Here is a 15,719-nt window from a genome sequence, read left to right on the forward strand (position 1 = left end):
GCGAACCGGGCTGAGGCGCAGGTGGGAGGTACTGCCGGGAGGAGGCGCAGTGGCCTCTGGCCGGCTGCCGTCGGCGCCCCTCACCGTCGCGAGGTTCCGGGCGCCCGGGGGCCGAAGCCCTGCGCTCGGGCACACACCGAGCCGATGTCGCCCTTTGTAGTGCAACCGCCACTTCTTGTTGACCTCAGTGGCTCTCCAACGGAAAAGCCCTCGCTGTTAACGGTGGCTTTAACGGTGTCTTGGCATGTCAGGCTGACAAAAGCAGCGTAAAACGGATAACCCCAAGATTGGGACTCCCCAATCAGCACATCGTGGGCTTAACTTAGGTGCCATGACCTCCCCCCGCTCCACCTACGGCGGCGGCTACTACGCCGCACCGTCGTTCCCCGACACCCCGATCTACGACTCCCTGGTCGCGGAGCGGGGCACGCCTCAGATCGCACCGATCCGAGTGCCCGCCGCGTACGACACCGGCAACAGCTACCTCCCGGCGCTCCCGTCGGCCCTGCCGGCCCTGCCCGCGGCACCCTCCCAGCCGAATCCGTCGTACGGCTACCAACAGCCGATGGCGCAGCAGGGCTACGCGCCGATGCAGCCGGCACAACTGCAGCACGCGCCCGCGCCGTACATCCCGCAGCAGCCGTCCGCGGGGCGTGGCGGCTACCAGCAGTCGCCCCAGCAGTACCAGCAGCCGCAGCGGCCCGCGCCGACTACCGGCTACGAGTCGATGCGCCCGGCGTCGCCACGGCCCGCGCCCGCGCAGTCCCCGTACGAGGACCCGTACAACCGCCCGTACCAGGGCCGGGGCTACTAGGCAGCTCAGCGGCAGGTCTGCGGGGAGCGGCTGGCAGGATGGAGGCATGCCCTCTCCCGAACTGAGTGCCGTCTACATTCACCCGATCAAATCGCTGGCCGCGTGCACGGTGGACGAGGCCGCCGTCGAGCCATGGGGACTCGACGGCGACCGGCGCTGGATGCTCGTCGACACCGCGGGCAAGGTGGTCACACAACGTCAGCAGCCCCGCATGGCGCTGATCTCCGCCACACCGGTGCCGGGCGGCGGAATCGTGCTGAGCGCGCCGGGGAGCGCGTCGTTGGCCGTGGAGGTTCCCGAGCCCCGGGAGATGACGGACGTACTGCTGCATCGCAGCCGGCTCGATGTCGTCGAGGCGGCGCCGCGGGCCCACGCCTGGCTGGGTGCCTGCCTCGGGGCCGAGGTCAGGCTGGTTCATCTCGACGCGCCGGACCGGCGCAGGCTCATCGACCCCGCGTACGCCCGGCCGGGTGAGACCGTCAGCCTGGCCGACGGCTACCCCCTGCTGCTCACCACCCTCGCCTCGCTCGACGCGCTCAACTCGCTCGTCGCGGGCGGCGACCACCCCGGTGAGGGGCCGGTGCCGATGGACCGCTTCCGGCCCAATGCCGTCGTGGCCGGCACGGCCGCGTGGGCGGAGGACGCGTGGACGCGGCTCTCGATCGGCGACGTGACGTTCCGCGTGGTCAAGCCGAGTGCCCGCTGTGTGATCACCACGACCGATCAGCACACGGCCCGCCGGGGCGCCGAACCTCTGCGCACCCTCGCCCGGCACCGCCGGTCCGGCAAGGAGCTGCTGTTCGGCCAGAATCTGATCCCGGACACGACGGGCGTCATCCGGGTCGGGGACCCGGTGCGCATTCTGGGCTGAAGGCCCCCGCACACCGGGAACTCAACGTGCCGCGCGGCACGTTGGCCGGGTGAGGTTGCTCTCTCTTCGACGCGCCAGCGCGCGGAACGCGCCGTATCGGGTTATGACGGATACGGAAGGGGGTGCGGGACTGTGCGAGCGCTCACGGGAGTCTGGCGTTGGCGGCACAACCCACTGCGCCGCGCCACGGACAGGTGCGAGGCGTGGGTTGCTCTGGTCGCGTTGCTTCTGCTCGTCGTGGCGGCGCCGGCGCTCGGCTGGTTCTGCGGCTCGCTCGCCGACGACGCCCTTCAGGAATCGGTGCGGGCGCAGCAGGCCGACCGCCGGCTCACCACCGCCGTCGTGGTGCGCCCGGCCGCCCGGCACTTCACGACCGATCCCGAGGTCTCCACGGACCGCGGGGCGCGAACCCCGGTGCTCGCCCGCTGGCACGCCCCGGACGGAACGGCGCGCAGCGCCACGGTGACGACCGCCTCGCGCGACACCGCGGCCGGCGCACAGGTGAGGATCTGGACGGACCTGGCGGGCAACCCCGCGCCGCGCCCCATGGACGCGCCGACGGCCCGCACCCATGCCGCGCTGGCGGGTTTCGGCGCGACGATGACGGCCGTGCTGCTGATCGAGGGCGGGCGGCGTCTGATCGTATGGCGCATGGTGCAACGGCGGTACGAGCGGCTGGACCGGGCATGGGCCGAGGCCGGTCCCGACTGGGGCAGGACGGGCACCGGCAGCTGAGGAGCTGCTCATCGGGTCAACTCCCGCCCTCCGCGCGCGCTACGGTGGACCGGCCCGCCCGTCACTCCTGCGGGGCAGGCCCCGGGTGATCGCTGCCGCGAGGCCGGTGACACGGGCTTCACACACGCACGAGGTGGGGGCACAACAGCGCCATGGCACAGGGCACGGTCCAGGTGACGCACACCGGCACATCGCGGTGGCGGCGCCGCACAGGCGAGTACGCCTCCCTCACCGCGGCTCTGGAAGCGGCGGCGGACGGTGATGTGCTCACCGTCGCGCCGGGCACCTACCGGGAGAATCTGGTCATCGCCCGCGCGGTGACCCTGCGGGGGCCCGAGGGCTCCGTCGGTTCCGTGCGGATCGCCCCCGTCGACGGTGTCCCGCTGACCCTGCGTGCCTCCGCCGTCGTCCATGACCTGCACGTGGAGGGCCAGGACTCCGCAGCCCCTGCCCTGCTGGTCGAGGAGGGCGCCCCGGATCTCTCGGACCTGCGGATCGTGACACGCTCGGCCGCCGGCATCGAGGTCCGCGGGGCGGCGCGGCCCACCGTGCGCCGCTGCACCGTCGACAATCCGGCCGGTGTCGGCATCGCCGTGCTCGACGGGGCGGGCGGGGTGTTCGAGGGGTGCGAGATCGTCTCCGCCGGGCAGTCCGGTGTCTCGGTGCGCGACGGCGCGCATCCGAGACTGGAACGCTGCCGGATCCACCACGCCTCGGGGGCGGGCCTGTCCGTCACCGGCGAGGGCAGCGGTCTGGAGGCCGTCGGCTGCGAGATCTACGAGATCAAGGGCAGCGGGATACAGGTGTCGGCCCGCGCCGCCGCCCATCTCACCGACTGCACGGTGCACCGCACCTCCGCCGACGGGGTCACGCTGGACACCGACGCGGTGCTCACGCTGGCCGACTGCGACATCCACGACATCCCCGAGAACGCGGTGGATCTGCGGTCGCGCTCCGTCCTCACGCTGACCCGCTCCACGGTGCGCCGCTTCGGCCGCAACGGGCTCTCCGTCTGGGACCCGGGCACCCGGGTCGACGCCAACCAGTGCGAGATCCACGACAGCACCGGCGACTACCCCGCGGTCTGGGTCAGCGACGGGGCCACCGTGATACTGGATTCGTGCCGCGTCCATGACGTGCCGGACGCCCTCTTCGTCCTCGACCGGGGCTCGCGCGCCGATGTCGTGGACAGCGATCTGTCCCAGGTCCGCAACACGGCGGTGTCGGTCAGCGACGGGGCGACCGCGCAGCTGGACGACTGCCGGATCCGGGAGGCGTCCACGGGCGCCTGGTTCCGCGACCACGGCAGCGGCGGCACCCTGAACAACTGCACCATCGACGCGGTGCAGACCGGCGTGATCGTCACCAAGGGCGCCGACCCGACGATCGAGCGCTGCACCGTCACCTCCCCCGCCGAAGCCGGCTTCTACGTGTCGGCCGAGGGACGCGGCACCTTCCACAGCTGCCGCGTCACCGGCAGCGAGGGATACGGCTTCCACGTCATGGACGGCTGCCGTACGACGCTGACGCGCTGCCGCACCGAGCGGTGCGCCCGCGGCGGATACGAGTTCGCGGAGGGCGGGGCACACGGTGACGCCTCGGCCACCGGTCCGGTCGTGGAGGACTGCACCAGCGACGAGAGCGGTCTGCGGTCCGCCACTCCCCCGGCGCCCGCCGTCCTGACGGCCACCCAGTCGACGCCGGGGCTGCTGGGGGCGGTCCCCGCGCCGCGCGCGGTGGAGCCCGCGGCGGTCGAGGTGCCCGCCGAGCCCACGCGTACGTCCGCCGATGTGCTCGGTGAACTGGACGCGCTGGTCGGGCTCGACAGCGTCAAGCGCGAAGTGCGCGCGCTCACCGACATGATCGAGGTGGGCCGCCGGCGTCAGCAGGCCGGGCTCAAGGCGGCCTCGGTCCGCCGCCATCTCGTCTTCACCGGCTCCCCCGGCACCGGCAAGACGACCGTGGCCCGGCTGTACGGCGAGATCCTGGCCTCCCTCGGGGTGCTGGAGCGGGGCCACCTCGTCGAGGTGTCCCGCGTCGACCTCGTCGGCGAGCACATCGGCTCGACCGCCATCCGCACCCAGGAGGCCTTCGAACGGGCCCGCGGCGGAGTGCTCTTCGTCGACGAGGCGTACGCCCTGTCGCCCGAGGACTCCGGCCGGGACTTCGGCCGGGAGGCGATCGACACCCTGGTGAAGCTGATGGAGGACCACCGGGACGCGGTGGTCGTCATCGTCGCCGGGTACACCCACGAGATGGAGCGGTTCCTCACCGTCAACCCCGGGGTGGCGTCCCGGTTCTCACGCACGATCACCTTCAGCGACTACGAGCCCGGTGAGCTCCTGCGTATCGTCGAGCAGCAGACCGAGGAGCAGGAGTACAGCCTGGCGTCCGGGACCGGGGAGGCCCTGCTGAAGTACTTCACCGAGCTTCCCAAGGGGCCCGCCTTCGGTAACGGCCGCACGGCCCGCCAGACGTTCGAGTCGATGGTCGAACGGCATGCGGGCCGGGTCGCGCAGCTCGCCGAGACGAGCACGGACGACCTCACTCTGCTGTTTCCGGAAGACCTTCCCGAACTCCCCTGACCGCGCTGCCGGACTCGCCCGCCTGGTGGGGCAGGACGGGGACGAGCCGTTCCAGGAGTGCGGCCCGCTCCTCGGCGAACACGGGGTCCGCCTGGTAGTCGGAGTGCCCCAGCACCGGCTCGGGAAGCGGGTGTTCGGGGGTGCGCCCGTAGACCAGCGGGTCCTTCAGCGGGCCCCGGTCCACCTCCGGCCCGGACTCCTCGCCGAGCCGGACCTCGCCGCCGATGGGGTCGGTGGCCCGCCACAGGTTGCGCCAGCAGTGCACGGACCGGCGCAGCCCGTGCAATTGGACGGGCCCGAAGTAGGCCGGGAACCAGCGCCCGTAGAGGCGTTCGATCGGTGAGCCGTAGGTGAGCAGCGCGACCCGGCCGCGGGTCTCGGCCGGCAGCTGCCAGACGGCCGATGCGGCAAGGACGCTGCCCTGGGAGTGGCCGGAGATGACGAGCCGGCCGCGGGTGCGCGCGGTCCAGCCGGACATGCGTGAGGCCAGGTCGGGGACGGCCCGTTCGGCGTAGCACGGCGGGGCGAAGGGGTGTGCGGCGCGCGGCCAGAAGGTCCCCACGTCCCAGAGGATGCCGATGGTGCGGCGGGCCGAGGCGTCCCGGTAGGCGCGGCGCCCGCAGGCGACGAACACCAGGAAGCCGAAGCCGATGAGCCAGGAGCCGGTGGACTGCGCCGCCTCGGCCACCGATTCGACGAAGGGAGTGCTGCCGTCCATCGCGAGGCCGGGTACCTGACCGCTCGCCCAGGCGCCGCCGACCGCCCCCGCACCGAGCAGCAGCGTGGCCCCGGAGAGCAGGCCCAGCATCCCGGCCGCCGAGTCGGTGAGCGCGGCCGTGGCCCGGATCCGGGCGATCTGCCTGGTGCGCGCGGGGTCGGGCCGCTCCTGCCCGTACTCCGCGTCGATCAGCGGCTCCAGCCGGCGGGCCGCACGGTACGTCCGCAGGCCGAGCACAAGGCCCGGGATCACCAGAAGCGCCAGGAGCACCGGGATGACGGAGGCCTGCCAGCTCAGGAGCACAGGCGGCCCTTCTATGAGGGCGCTGCGGCCCATCCCGGGGCTGCCGGGGCCGTCGAGCCAGTCCGCGACCCGTTGGGCCACACCACCGGTCATCACACCACCGAGCGCACAGGCCAGCATCGCGACGGCGGGGCCGCCGAGCCCGCGCATCACGGTGCGCGGCTCGGGGCTGCGCCGGTACAGATCCAGCGCCACGACGGCGAGGAGCACGACGAGCGCGCCCTGGGCGAGGGTGACGACGCGGAACATGACGTCGCCGGGAAGCGCTCCGGCGGAGACCCAGCCGGGGCGCGACCAGGCGGCGTGCACCGCCGCCAGGACGAGCAGTACGAGGGCGGTCGCGGGCAGATACGTGACGACGGCGCGGTCGATCCTGTTGTCGAGGCGCCGTTCGCTCCGTCCGCGCCGGCAGACCACCGCGAGCACCACGAGCGCGCCCGCCACGAGGGCCGCCTCGATCAGCAGGCCGAACACCTCGGGCACCGGCCCGGCTGCCGAGCGGTCCCGGCGGGCCGCCGCGCCCGTGACGAACGCGGTGACGGTGAGGAAGCCCGCGGCGGTATGGGCGGCACGCAGGCGTGCGACGAGCCGGCGTCCGTACCAGAACCCGGGCCGTCCGAGCGCGGGCCGCACCACGGGGGCCGCGTCCGCTCCGGGGGCCGGCGGCGGTGCGTCGTCCGGGTCGGAACCGGTGAGCGGGCGCTGGGACTCGTACGCGCTCCAGGTCCGGTTGGACAGGTACCAGAGCAGCACCACCAGCGCGGTCGGCACCAGGGCGGCGAGGGCGAGGCGGCGGCCGGGCTGGGACCACCAGCCGCCCTGTGCTGCGGAGAGGAACCCGAGCCACGACCGCTGGTCGGAGCATTCCGCTACGCCCGCGCACTGCCAGGCGGTCAGATCGAGTGCGACCTCGCAGACGGCGGCGGTCAGCAGGACGGTGAGGCTCAGCGCGACCAGCCGGACGAGCACGCCGTACAGCCGGATCGCCCGGGGGCGGCGCATGGCGGCCGGGCGCATCCAGTGGGCGAGGTTGATCACCATGAACGGGAGGAGCAGGAGCCACAGCGCGCGGGAGCCGTTGCCGGACGTCAGGTTGGACCAGCAGTACGCCTCGGGGATGGGCCGGTCCCGGTAGCGCTCGGGGTGCGCCTCCGCGTCGACGTCGCCGGGGCGCCGGTAGATGGCGGCGGTGGCGTCACCGGTGACGCGGACCGTGCGCGGATCGACGAGCATCTCCTGGGGAGTGGCTCCGCCCACGCCGTGGACCAGCAGCTCCAGTGCGGGTCCTTCACTCTGCGGGGCCGGGGTGGCAGGTGGCACGGGGGTGACTCGCTCTCGGAGGGGGACGCGGCTGATGGCCGGTCACCAGAGTGCTGGATGGCTCCGGGTGTCCGCACCGCTCTTACCGAATCTCCCCAGTGCGGCGGCCCGCGACACCGCGTGGCAGGATGAGCCGTCGACATGGACTGCCGCACGGCCAGAGGGAAGGACCGGGCACAGCGTTGAGCGAGAATCAGAATCTGCTCGCGGAGCAGCGGCGTGCGCTGATCCTCGACGAGGTGCGCAGACGCGGCGGGGTCAGGGTCAATGAACTGACCCGGAAGCTGAACGTCTCCGACATGACCGTCCGCCGGGACCTGGACGCGCTGGCCCGCCAGGGGGTCATCGAGAAGGTGCACGGCGGCGCGGTGCCCGTGGTCGAGGCGAGTACGCACGAGCCCGGCTTCGAGGCGAAGTCGGCGCTGGAACTGTCCGCCAAGGAGGACATCGCACGGGCCGCCGCCGCGATGGCCGTGCCCGGCAGCGCCATCGCGCTCTCCGGCGGTACCACCACCTACGCCCTCGCCCAGCATCTGCTGGACGTACCGGACTTGACCGTGGTGACCAACTCGGTGCGGGTCGCCGACGTGTTCCATGCGGCGCAGCGTCCTGGCTCGCCCGGCTCGCGGCCCGGTGCCGCGACGGTGGTGCTCACCGGCGGGGTGCGGACCCCGTCCGACTCGCTGGTCGGCCCCGTCGCCGACCGGGCGATCGCCTCGCTCCACTTCGATGTGCTCTTCCTCGGTGTGCACGGGATCTCGGTGGAGGGCGGGCTGTCCACGCCGAATCTGGCGGAGGCCGAGACCAACCGCCGGTTCGTCCAGTCGGCGCGACGGGTGGTGGTGGTCGCGGACCACACCAAGTGGGGCACGGTGGGGCTGAGTTCGTTCGCCACACTGGAGCAGGTACACACGTTCGTCACGGACGCCGGTCTGTCCGGTGGCGCCCGTGAGGAGATCGAGGAGCATCTGCCCGGCCTCGTGGTGGCGGGCCGGGCGGCGAGCAGCGAACCGGCTCAGGACTGAGCACCGGATTCCGCTCAGCTCGCGCCGGGGCCATGACGTCCTAGGATCGGCGTGTGGCCGTCTTCCGGATCGAGCGTTTCACCCCTCTGCCCGCAGCCGAGTCCTGGCGCCGGGTGACGGACTGGGAGCGGCACGCCGCGCAGGTCCCGCTGACGACGATCACGGTGCCCACCGGGCTGCCGACCCGTATCGGGACGGTCTTCGTGGCCCGGACGGGGATCGGTCCGCTGGCCTTCGACGATCCGATGGAAGTGGTGCGGTGGTCGCCGCCGGCCGGCAGCCGGGCGGGGATGTGCCGGCTGGAGAAGCGCGGCCGGGTGGTGCGGGGCCGGGCCTCGATCGATGTGTATCCCACCCACGCCGGCTCCCATGTGGTGTGGGTGGAGGAACTCTCCCTCCGGCTGCTGCCCCGGTGGGGCGACCCCCTGATCGCCGGCGCGGGACGGCGGATCTTCGGCCGGGTCCTGGACTCCATGCTGGACAGGCCGGCTCAGCCGTACCGCTGAGTGCCGGGGCCTTGAGGGACGCGGCACGCGCCGCGTAACGCATCGTGACCGGGGCGGCGGATTCGGCGACATCTGGCGGCGCTCCAGCTATGGTGTGCGCGAACCCGTCCGCCGCCGACCGCACGGGAGGTGCGTTCATGGCACGCCGACTCCGCTCCGTAGGCCTCGACTTCGTCGAGTCCGCCCCGCTGCGGCTGGTCTTCGCCGCCGAGGTCTCGGCGCCGCCCGATGTCGTGTACCGCGCCCTGGCCGACGATGTCGAGGGCTGGCCGTCCTGGTTCACATCGGTGATGGCGGCCCTGCCGCTCGACGGCGGCGCCGGCCGCGAGGTGCGGTTGCGGGGCGGGATCACGTTCAGGGAGACAATCGTGGCGACCGACCCGGGCGAGCGGTACGCCTACCGGATCGACCAGTCCAACGCCCCCGGCCTGCAAGCCCTGTTGGAGGAGTGGCGGCTGACCCCGGCCGGAACCGGCACCCGCGTGCAGTGGACCTTCGCCGCCGACGGTTCGGCGCTGTTCCGGTTCACGTTGCGGCGGGCGCGGGGTGCGGTCGGCAGGTCGTTCCGGGACGCCGTGCGCAATCTGGACCGGCGGCTGTCGGCGGCTGCCGCCTGAAGGCTGCCCCGAGGGTCCCGCCTGCCGGCGACGCCGGGCTGTTCACCGGGTCTGGGCCTGACTCTCCTCCTCGCCCGGCCAGTTGCCGGTGGCCAGGAAGTGGTCGATCGTCCGCGTGTACGGGGCGATGTCCAGGCCCTGGGCGGCCAGCCAGGTGTCGGAGTAGTACTTGTCCAGGTAGCGGTCGCCGGGGTCGCAGATCAGGGTGACGACACTGCCGGTCCTGCCCTGCGCGACCATCTCCGCGACCAGTTTGAAGGCGCTCCACAGACCGGTGCCGGTGGAGCCCCCCGCCTTGCGGCCGATGGACCGCTCCAGGGCGCGCACGGCCGCGACGGTGGCCGCGTCCGGGACCTTCATCATGCGGTCGATGGCGCCCGGGACGAAGCTCGGCTCCATCCGCGGTCTGCCGATGCCCTCGATGCGGGAACCGCAGTCGCTGGTGGCGTGCGGGTCGTGGTGCGTCCAGCCGTCGAAGAAGCAGGAGTTCTCCGGATCGGGGACGCAGATGCGGGTGTCGTGCTGCATGTAGTGCACGTACCGCGCGATGGTCGCCGAGGTGCCGCCCGTGCCCGCCGTGGCGACGATCCAGGCGGGCTCGGGGTACCGCTCCATCCTCAACTGCTGGTAGATGGACTCCGCGATGTTGTTGTTGCCCCGCCAGTCCGTGGCCCGCTCGGCGTAGGTGAACTGGTCCATGTAGTGACCGCCGGTCTCCTCGGCGAGCCTGGCGGACTCCTCGTAGAGCTTGCGCGAGTCGTCCACGAAGTGGCAGCGGCCGCCGTGGAATTCGATGAGCCGGCACTTCTCGGGGCTGGTGGTGCGGGGCATCACGGCGATGAACGGTACGCCGATCAGCTTGGCGAAGTACGCCTCCGAGACGGCGGTCGAACCGCTCGACGCCTCGATCACGGGCTTGCCCGGGCGGATCCAGCCATTGCAGAGCCCGTAGAGGAACAGCGACCGCGCCAGCCGGTGCTTGAGGCTGCCGGTGGGGTGGGTCGACTCGTCCTTGAGGTAGAGGTCGATGCCCCAGCTCTCGGGAAGCGGGAAGCGCAGCAGATGGGTGTCGGCGGAACGGTTGGCGTCTGCCTGGACCTTGCGGACGGCCTCCTTCAGCCAGGCGCGGTACGCCAGGTCGGTGCGGTCGATGTCGACGGTCGCCACAGCGTCTGCGTCGTGTCTGTGCTCACTCGTGCCCATCAGTGCGCTTCTCCTCGTACGACCGGTCCCGGCGATCCCCACGATATGCCCCCCACCTGGGCAAACGTTGACTTTGATACTCCATAGCAATGCCTTGGTGCCGCGGACGGTCTCCTGCCTGGCATGGCGTCGGGAATGGGCCTTTGCGTCCCGTTCCGCCCTGGTGCACACACCCCTGGATGTGCACACTCCTTGCAGGGGTGCGACGAAGGGGGCGAAGGGACCGTGCACGAAACGGAGTTCAGCGAGACGGGCGTGCGTATCGACCGGTGGGCGCGCTCGCTCACCCGGGCCGGGCAGGTCACCGTCAAGGACGGCCGGGTGGCGCTGCTCACCAGCTACGGCCGGGAGATCGACAGCGCCCCGGCGGGCACGGTGAGTGCGGGCAGACCGTGGTTCGCCGGCGCGGACGCCACGGTGGCGCGGGTGAACGGGACGCGGTACCGGCTGACCATGCCGCGGCGCCCCGACAAGCCCGACGACGCCGCGCCCGCCCGCCGTTTCCTGGAGGCCGTGCACCGGGCGGGCGGACGGCGGGACTGACGGAACGGGGCCGCGAGGACACCGCGAGTTGCGGAGCGGTGGCCGCTGGGTGACATTGGAGACGCATCACTCATGGTTCACCGGCGGTGACAATGTGATCCAGGCCGCCGGGCCAGAACCAGCAGCCAGCCATCTGCTGGATCCGTTCCTTCGTCTTCTTCCGGACCTACTTCGGGGAGTCGCAGCCGTGATCAGCGAGCCAAGCAGGCACTGCACGGTGGAGCTCCAGGCCCTGCCGTCGCGGATCGGTCAGGTCCGCAGAATCATCTCGGCGCAGCTGCGCTACTGGCATCTCGACCCTCTGGTCGACCAGGCAGCACTCGGCGTCACTGAACTGCTGACCAATGTCCACCGGCATGCACAGCCGGACAAATCATGCACCGTCGAGGTCGAGTTGCTGCTCGAACGGCTGACGGTGTCCGTCCACGACCACGACCCACGGCTGCCGACCGTGCGCGAGGCCAGCGACTCCAGTACCTCGGGGCGCGGACTCGCACTGATTGCCGCGGTCAGCGAGAGCTGGGGCGTCCGTCCCCGGGGCGGAGCGGGAAAGGTGGTCTGGTTCACCCTTCCCACCCCCTCCCTGTTCGCCACGCAGCCACCGCACGCGCTGTACGGGGCGACGACCGACGGGCCGTTCGACCTGAACGGTGTCACCGCGCCGGAGGGCGTAACGCCCTCGGCGGCACGAACGGTGGTCGTCGGCTGAACCGCAGGAGCGGGGCGCCTCTCGGGGCGCTCCGCTCCTGCGGTTCAGCTGTACCCAGGGCCTCTCGCTCGGTTCGGACCGGGCTCGCGGACAGTCCGGCCCGAACCGAACGAAAGACCCTAGTCGGTGGCGATGGCGCGGAGCACATCCAGCCGCGCCGCCCGACGGGTCGGCCGCCAGCCGGCCAGCGCGCCCGCCGTGACGCCCACCAGGGCGACGACGAGCAGTCGCGCCGGCGGGAGGGCGAAGGCGAACGCGGTGTCGCCCGAGCCTTCGGACGCCTTGACCAGGACCCAGCCGAGGAAGCCGCCCAGCAGGAGACCGCCGGCCGTGCCGAACGTCGCGACCAGGACGGATTCCCAGCGGACCATGGCCCGCAGCTGCGTCCTGGTCTGTCCGACCGCCCGCAACAGGCCCAGTTCCCTGGTGCGTTCGTGGATGGCCAGGGTGAGGGTGTTCGCGATGCCGAGCAGGGCGATCAGGACCGCCAGTGCCAGCAGTGCGTAGACCAGCGTCAGCATCATGTCGATGCCGCCGGCCGAGGACTGCGCGTACTCGCTGCGGGACTGCACCTCCGGGTTCCCGTACGCGGCGGCGGCCTGCTCGACCGCTGCTCTGCCGTCCGCCGTGGACACCCCGTGCTTGAAGGACACGGCGACCAGCGAGTCGGAGTCCTGGCCGCGGTGCGGAGCCCAGGCCTGCCGGGTGATGACGTAGTCGCCCGCCAGTTCCGGCTGTCCGTACACGGCCCGGACGGTGAAGGTCCGCTCCTTGCCGTCGGTGAAGGTGAGCCGTGCGGTGGAGCCGGTGTGCAGGCCCCGCTTGTCCGCCTCGGTGTCGGACACGGCAATGCCGTTGGTCCCCAGTGCCTTCATCGATCCGTCGACCTTGCCGAGGTCGAGGACCGCGGCGAGGGCGGCGGGGTCGGTGACGGTGAGGGCGCGTCCGGAGCCGTTGACCTCCGCGACGCCCTTGCCGAGGCCGACGGCGGTGGCCACGTCGGGCAGCCGGTCGACGGCCGGGGCGAGGCGGGGGCTGAGTCCGCTGCCGCCTGCGCCGAAGGCGGGTGCGCTGATGGCCAGGTCCCCGGCGAAGGAACGGTCGACGCTCTGGTTCATCGTGGCCTTCAACGAGGCGCCGAACACCGTGAAGAGCGAGACCACCGCCACGCCGATCATCAGGGCGGTCGCCGTCGAAGCGGTCCGCTTCGGGCTGCGCAGCGCGTTGCGCCGGGCGAGGTGCCCGGTGGCGCCGCGCAGCCGGCCGAGGGGTGCGCCCAGCATGCGTACGGCGTAGGTGGAAGCGACCGGGCCGAGTACGACGAAGGCGGCGAGGGCCAGCACGGCGCCGGCGGCGGAAAGCCAGACGGACGGGGCGGCCAGGGCACCGGTCAGGATCACCCCGAGCGAGGCGAGCAGCAGCAGGAGCCCGGTGACGGCGCGGGTCCGGGAGGCGCCCGAGTCGTCGACGGCGGTTTCCCGCAGTGCGGCGAGGGGCGCGGTGCGTCCGGCGTGGACGGCGGGCACCAGGGCGGATCCGATGCAGACGACGACGCCGACGGCCAGCGGCAGCAGCATGGACACGCCGCTGATGACGAGCGTGCCGTCGGGGAACGGGAAGCCGATCGCGGGGAAGAGCGCCTGGAGTCCGGCGGCGATTGCGATGCCTGCGGCCAGTCCGGCCGCGGAGGCGATCACGCCGACGATGCCCGCCTCGGCCAGGGTCGAGCCGAGGATCTGCCGTCGGGAGGCGCCGAGCGCGCGCAGCAAGGCGTTCTCGCGGGTGCGCTGGGCCACGACGATGGCGAAGGTGTTGTGGATGGTGAAGGTCGCGACCAGCAGCACGATGCCGGAGAACACGAGCAGCAGAGTGGTGAAGAGGCTGAGGAAGGCGCCGGAGATCATGTCCTGGTTCTCGGCGGCCGAGGCTTGTCCGGTGATCGCCTCGGTGTCCGGGGGCAGTACGGGCCGCAGTGCGTCGACGAGTTCCTGCTGGCTGGTCCCGGGGCCGGCCCGGACCTGGATGCTCGACGCCTGGCCGGGCTTCGGGGTGAGGTGCTTCTCGGCGTCGGCGAGCGTCATACCGGTGTACGTCACCTGCGCCATGCCGTCCTCACCGCCGAAGGTGGCCAGGCCGACGACGGTGACGCGGACCGGGTCGGGGGTGCGCAGGACGGTCGTGTCGCCGATCTTCAGCCCGCCCTTGTCGGCAGTGCCTCGGTTGACGACGACTTCGCCGGGTGCGGAGGGGGCGTGGCCATCGGCCAGCCGGTAGGGGTTGAGCTTCGGGTCGTCGATCCAGTTTCCGGCGAGGGTGGGCGGTCCCTGGCCGCCGATCGGTTCGCCGTCGGCTCCGATCAGCTGGCCGGCGCCCTGGATGTCGGGGGCAGCCGCGGCGACCTGGGGCAGTTGCCCGATGCGCTGCGCGAGGCCGGTGCTCACGGGCTGCCGGGTGCCTTCGGACTCGCCGGAGACGGTGACGACGTTGGTGCTGCGGACGACGGCGTCGGTGCCGCTCGCCGCGTTGCCGAACATCGTGTCGAAGCTCGCGCGCAGGGTGTCCCCCATGACGAGGGTCCCCGCGAGGAAGGCGACGCCGAGCAGGACGGCGGTCAGGGTGCCGACGAAGCGGCGCCGGTGGGTGCGGAGCGAGGAGAGGCCGATGCGCACGGAGGCGCGGGTACTGGTCATGGCGTCCCCTGGGTGCTCGGTGCGGGGTCGAAGGCCTTGAGGCGGTCGAGTACGCGTTCGGCGGTGGGGTCCGGCATCCGGTCGACGAGCCGCCCGTCGGCGAGGAAGACGACTTCGTCCGCGTGTGCGGCGGCGACCGGGTCGTGGGTGACCATGACGACGGTGCGGCCGGTCTGCCGGACGGTGCGGCCGAGCAGCCGGAGCACTTCCTGGCCGGCGCGCGAGTCGAGGTTGCCGGTGGGTTCGTCGGCGAAGACCACGTCGGGGTCCCCTGCGAAAGCCCGGGCGACGGCGACGCGCTGCTGCTGGCCGCCGGAGAGTTCGCTGGGCCGGTGGTGCAGCCGGTCACGCAGTCCGACGGTGTCGATGATCGCGTCCAGCCGGGTCCGGTCGGGGCGTTCCCCCGCCAGGTCCATGGGGAGCGTGATGTTCTCGGCGACGGTGAGTGTCGGCAGGAGGTTGAAGGACTGGAAGACGAAGCCGATGCGCCGACGGCGCAGCAGGGTGAGCCTGCGGTCGCCGAGGGCGCCGAGTTCGGTGTCGCCGATGAAGGCGGTACCGGAGGTGAGGGTGTCGAGTCCGGCGGCGCAGTGCATCAGCGTGGACTTGCCGGACCCGGAGGGCCCCATGATCGCGGTGAAACGGCCGGCCGGGAAGCCGACGCTCACCCCGTCCAGGGCCCTGACCTCGGTGTCGCCCGTGCCGTAGACCTTCACTGCGTCGACGACACGGGCGGCGGTCGTGGTGGCGGGAGCGGCGGTGGTCATGCCGCACCGCCCTTGCCGAGGGTGCCGAACTGCTCGTCGAGGACGGAGAGCCGGCGCCAGTACTCGTCCTCGTCGATCTCCCCGGCGGCGAAGCGCCGGCCGAGCAGCGTGATCGGTGAGGTCTCGGCGGGGCCGTTGCGCTCCGCACGGACCTGCCACGGACCGCGCCGGCCGCGCCAGACGGTGCGTCGCAGGACGGTGACGACGGTGATGACGACGGCTGCCCAGATGAGCGGGAACAGGAGGACCCACGGTCCGGGTCCGCCGTCGAAGGCCAGGGTGTTCATCTCGGTCAGCTCCTCGGTTCACGGTT

The 15,719-nt window shown here is 72.2% G+C and carries 13 protein-coding genes and 1 pseudogene; 9 read left to right on the forward strand and 5 right to left on the reverse strand.

What is annotated here, in order from left to right:
• Positions 1–331 precede the first annotated feature (331 nt).
• From OG446_RS02080 to OG446_RS02095, 4 genes are all read left to right on the forward strand, one after another.
• Positions 332–814 (forward strand): DUF6643 family protein, encoded by a 483-nt coding sequence (locus OG446_RS02080; RefSeq protein ID WP_328892378.1) that lies wholly within the window; start codon positions 332–334, stop codon positions 812–814.
• 46 nt (positions 815–860) lie between these two features.
• The gene (locus OG446_RS02085) at positions 861–1,685 is read left to right on the forward strand and encodes an MOSC domain-containing protein (RefSeq protein ID WP_328892379.1); all 825 of its coding nucleotides are present in this window, start codon (positions 861–863) and stop codon (positions 1,683–1,685) included.
• Positions 1,686–1,817: 132 nt separating this feature from the next.
• Positions 1,818–2,420 (forward strand): Rv1733c family protein, encoded by a 603-nt coding sequence (locus OG446_RS02090; RefSeq protein WP_328892380.1) that lies wholly within the window; start codon positions 1,818–1,820, stop codon positions 2,418–2,420.
• A 152-nt stretch (positions 2,421–2,572) separates the two neighbouring features.
• Positions 2,573–5,005, forward strand: a complete 2,433-nt coding sequence (locus OG446_RS02095; RefSeq protein ID WP_328892381.1) for a right-handed parallel beta-helix repeat-containing protein — start codon at positions 2,573–2,575, stop codon at positions 5,003–5,005.
• On the opposite strand, the pseudogene OG446_RS02100 reads toward OG446_RS02095, so the two are convergent.
• A pseudogene (locus OG446_RS02100) lies at positions 4,978–7,346 on the reverse strand (hypothetical protein); the annotation flags it as partial. The gene OG446_RS02095 and the pseudogene OG446_RS02100 overlap by 28 nt on opposite strands.
• Positions 7,347–7,528: 182 nt before the next feature.
• Here OG446_RS02100 and OG446_RS02105 point away from each other — a divergent pair.
• From OG446_RS02105 to OG446_RS02115, 3 genes are all read left to right on the forward strand, one after another.
• A complete protein-coding gene (locus OG446_RS02105) occupies positions 7,529–8,371 on the forward strand; it encodes a DeoR/GlpR family DNA-binding transcription regulator (protein ID WP_328892383.1) in 843 nt (280 codons plus the stop codon).
• A 53-nt stretch (positions 8,372–8,424) separates the two neighbouring features.
• Positions 8,425–8,877: an SRPBCC family protein gene (locus OG446_RS02110; protein WP_328892384.1), complete on the forward strand. Its 453-nt coding sequence runs from the start codon at positions 8,425–8,427 to the stop codon at positions 8,875–8,877.
• Between the two features lie 137 nt (positions 8,878–9,014).
• Positions 9,015–9,494, forward strand: coding sequence for an SRPBCC family protein (locus OG446_RS02115; protein WP_328892385.1), 480 nt, complete (start codon positions 9,015–9,017; stop codon positions 9,492–9,494).
• A 42-nt stretch (positions 9,495–9,536) separates the two neighbouring features.
• On the opposite strand, the gene OG446_RS02120 is transcribed toward OG446_RS02115, so the two are convergent.
• The gene (locus OG446_RS02120; protein ID WP_328892386.1) at positions 9,537–10,697 is read right to left on the reverse strand and encodes a PLP-dependent cysteine synthase family protein; all 1,161 of its coding nucleotides are present in this window, start codon (positions 10,695–10,697) and stop codon (positions 9,537–9,539) included.
• Positions 10,698–10,922: 225 nt separating this feature from the next.
• Between OG446_RS02120 and OG446_RS02125 the strand changes: the two genes are divergently transcribed.
• Both OG446_RS02125 and OG446_RS02130 read left to right on the forward strand, forming a co-directional pair.
• Entirely contained in the window at positions 10,923–11,240 is a 318-nt protein-coding gene (locus OG446_RS02125) for a hypothetical protein (RefSeq protein ID WP_328892387.1), read from the forward strand.
• 187 nt (positions 11,241–11,427) lie between these two features.
• The gene (locus OG446_RS02130) at positions 11,428–11,949 is read left to right on the forward strand and encodes an ATP-binding protein (RefSeq protein WP_328892388.1); all 522 of its coding nucleotides are present in this window, start codon (positions 11,428–11,430) and stop codon (positions 11,947–11,949) included.
• Positions 11,950–12,068: 119 nt separating this feature from the next.
• Here the strand turns inward: OG446_RS02130 and OG446_RS02135 are convergent, their stop codons facing one another.
• Genes OG446_RS02135 through OG446_RS02145 form a run of 3 tightly spaced genes read right to left on the reverse strand, consistent with a single transcriptional unit; the run spans position 12,069 to position 15,693 of the window.
• A complete protein-coding gene (locus tag OG446_RS02135; protein WP_328892389.1) occupies positions 12,069–14,639 on the reverse strand; it encodes an ABC transporter permease in 2,571 nt (856 codons plus the stop codon).
• Positions 14,636–15,406 carry an ABC transporter ATP-binding protein gene (locus tag OG446_RS02140; protein ID WP_328892390.1) on the reverse strand — a complete coding sequence of 257 codons (771 nt, stop codon included), beginning with the start codon at positions 15,404–15,406 and terminating at the stop codon, positions 14,636–14,638. The genes OG446_RS02135 and OG446_RS02140 overlap by 4 nt, the downstream gene beginning before the upstream one ends.
• Complete coding sequence (locus OG446_RS02145) at positions 15,403–15,693, reverse strand: SHOCT domain-containing protein (protein WP_328892391.1); 291 nt, start codon at positions 15,691–15,693, stop codon at positions 15,403–15,405. The genes OG446_RS02140 and OG446_RS02145 overlap by 4 nt, the downstream gene beginning before the upstream one ends.
• Between the last annotated feature and the right edge of the window lie 26 nt (positions 15,694–15,719).

The organism is Streptomyces sp. NBC_00236 (assembly GCF_036195045.1).
Lineage (GTDB): Bacteria > Actinomycetota > Actinomycetes > Streptomycetales > Streptomycetaceae > Streptomyces.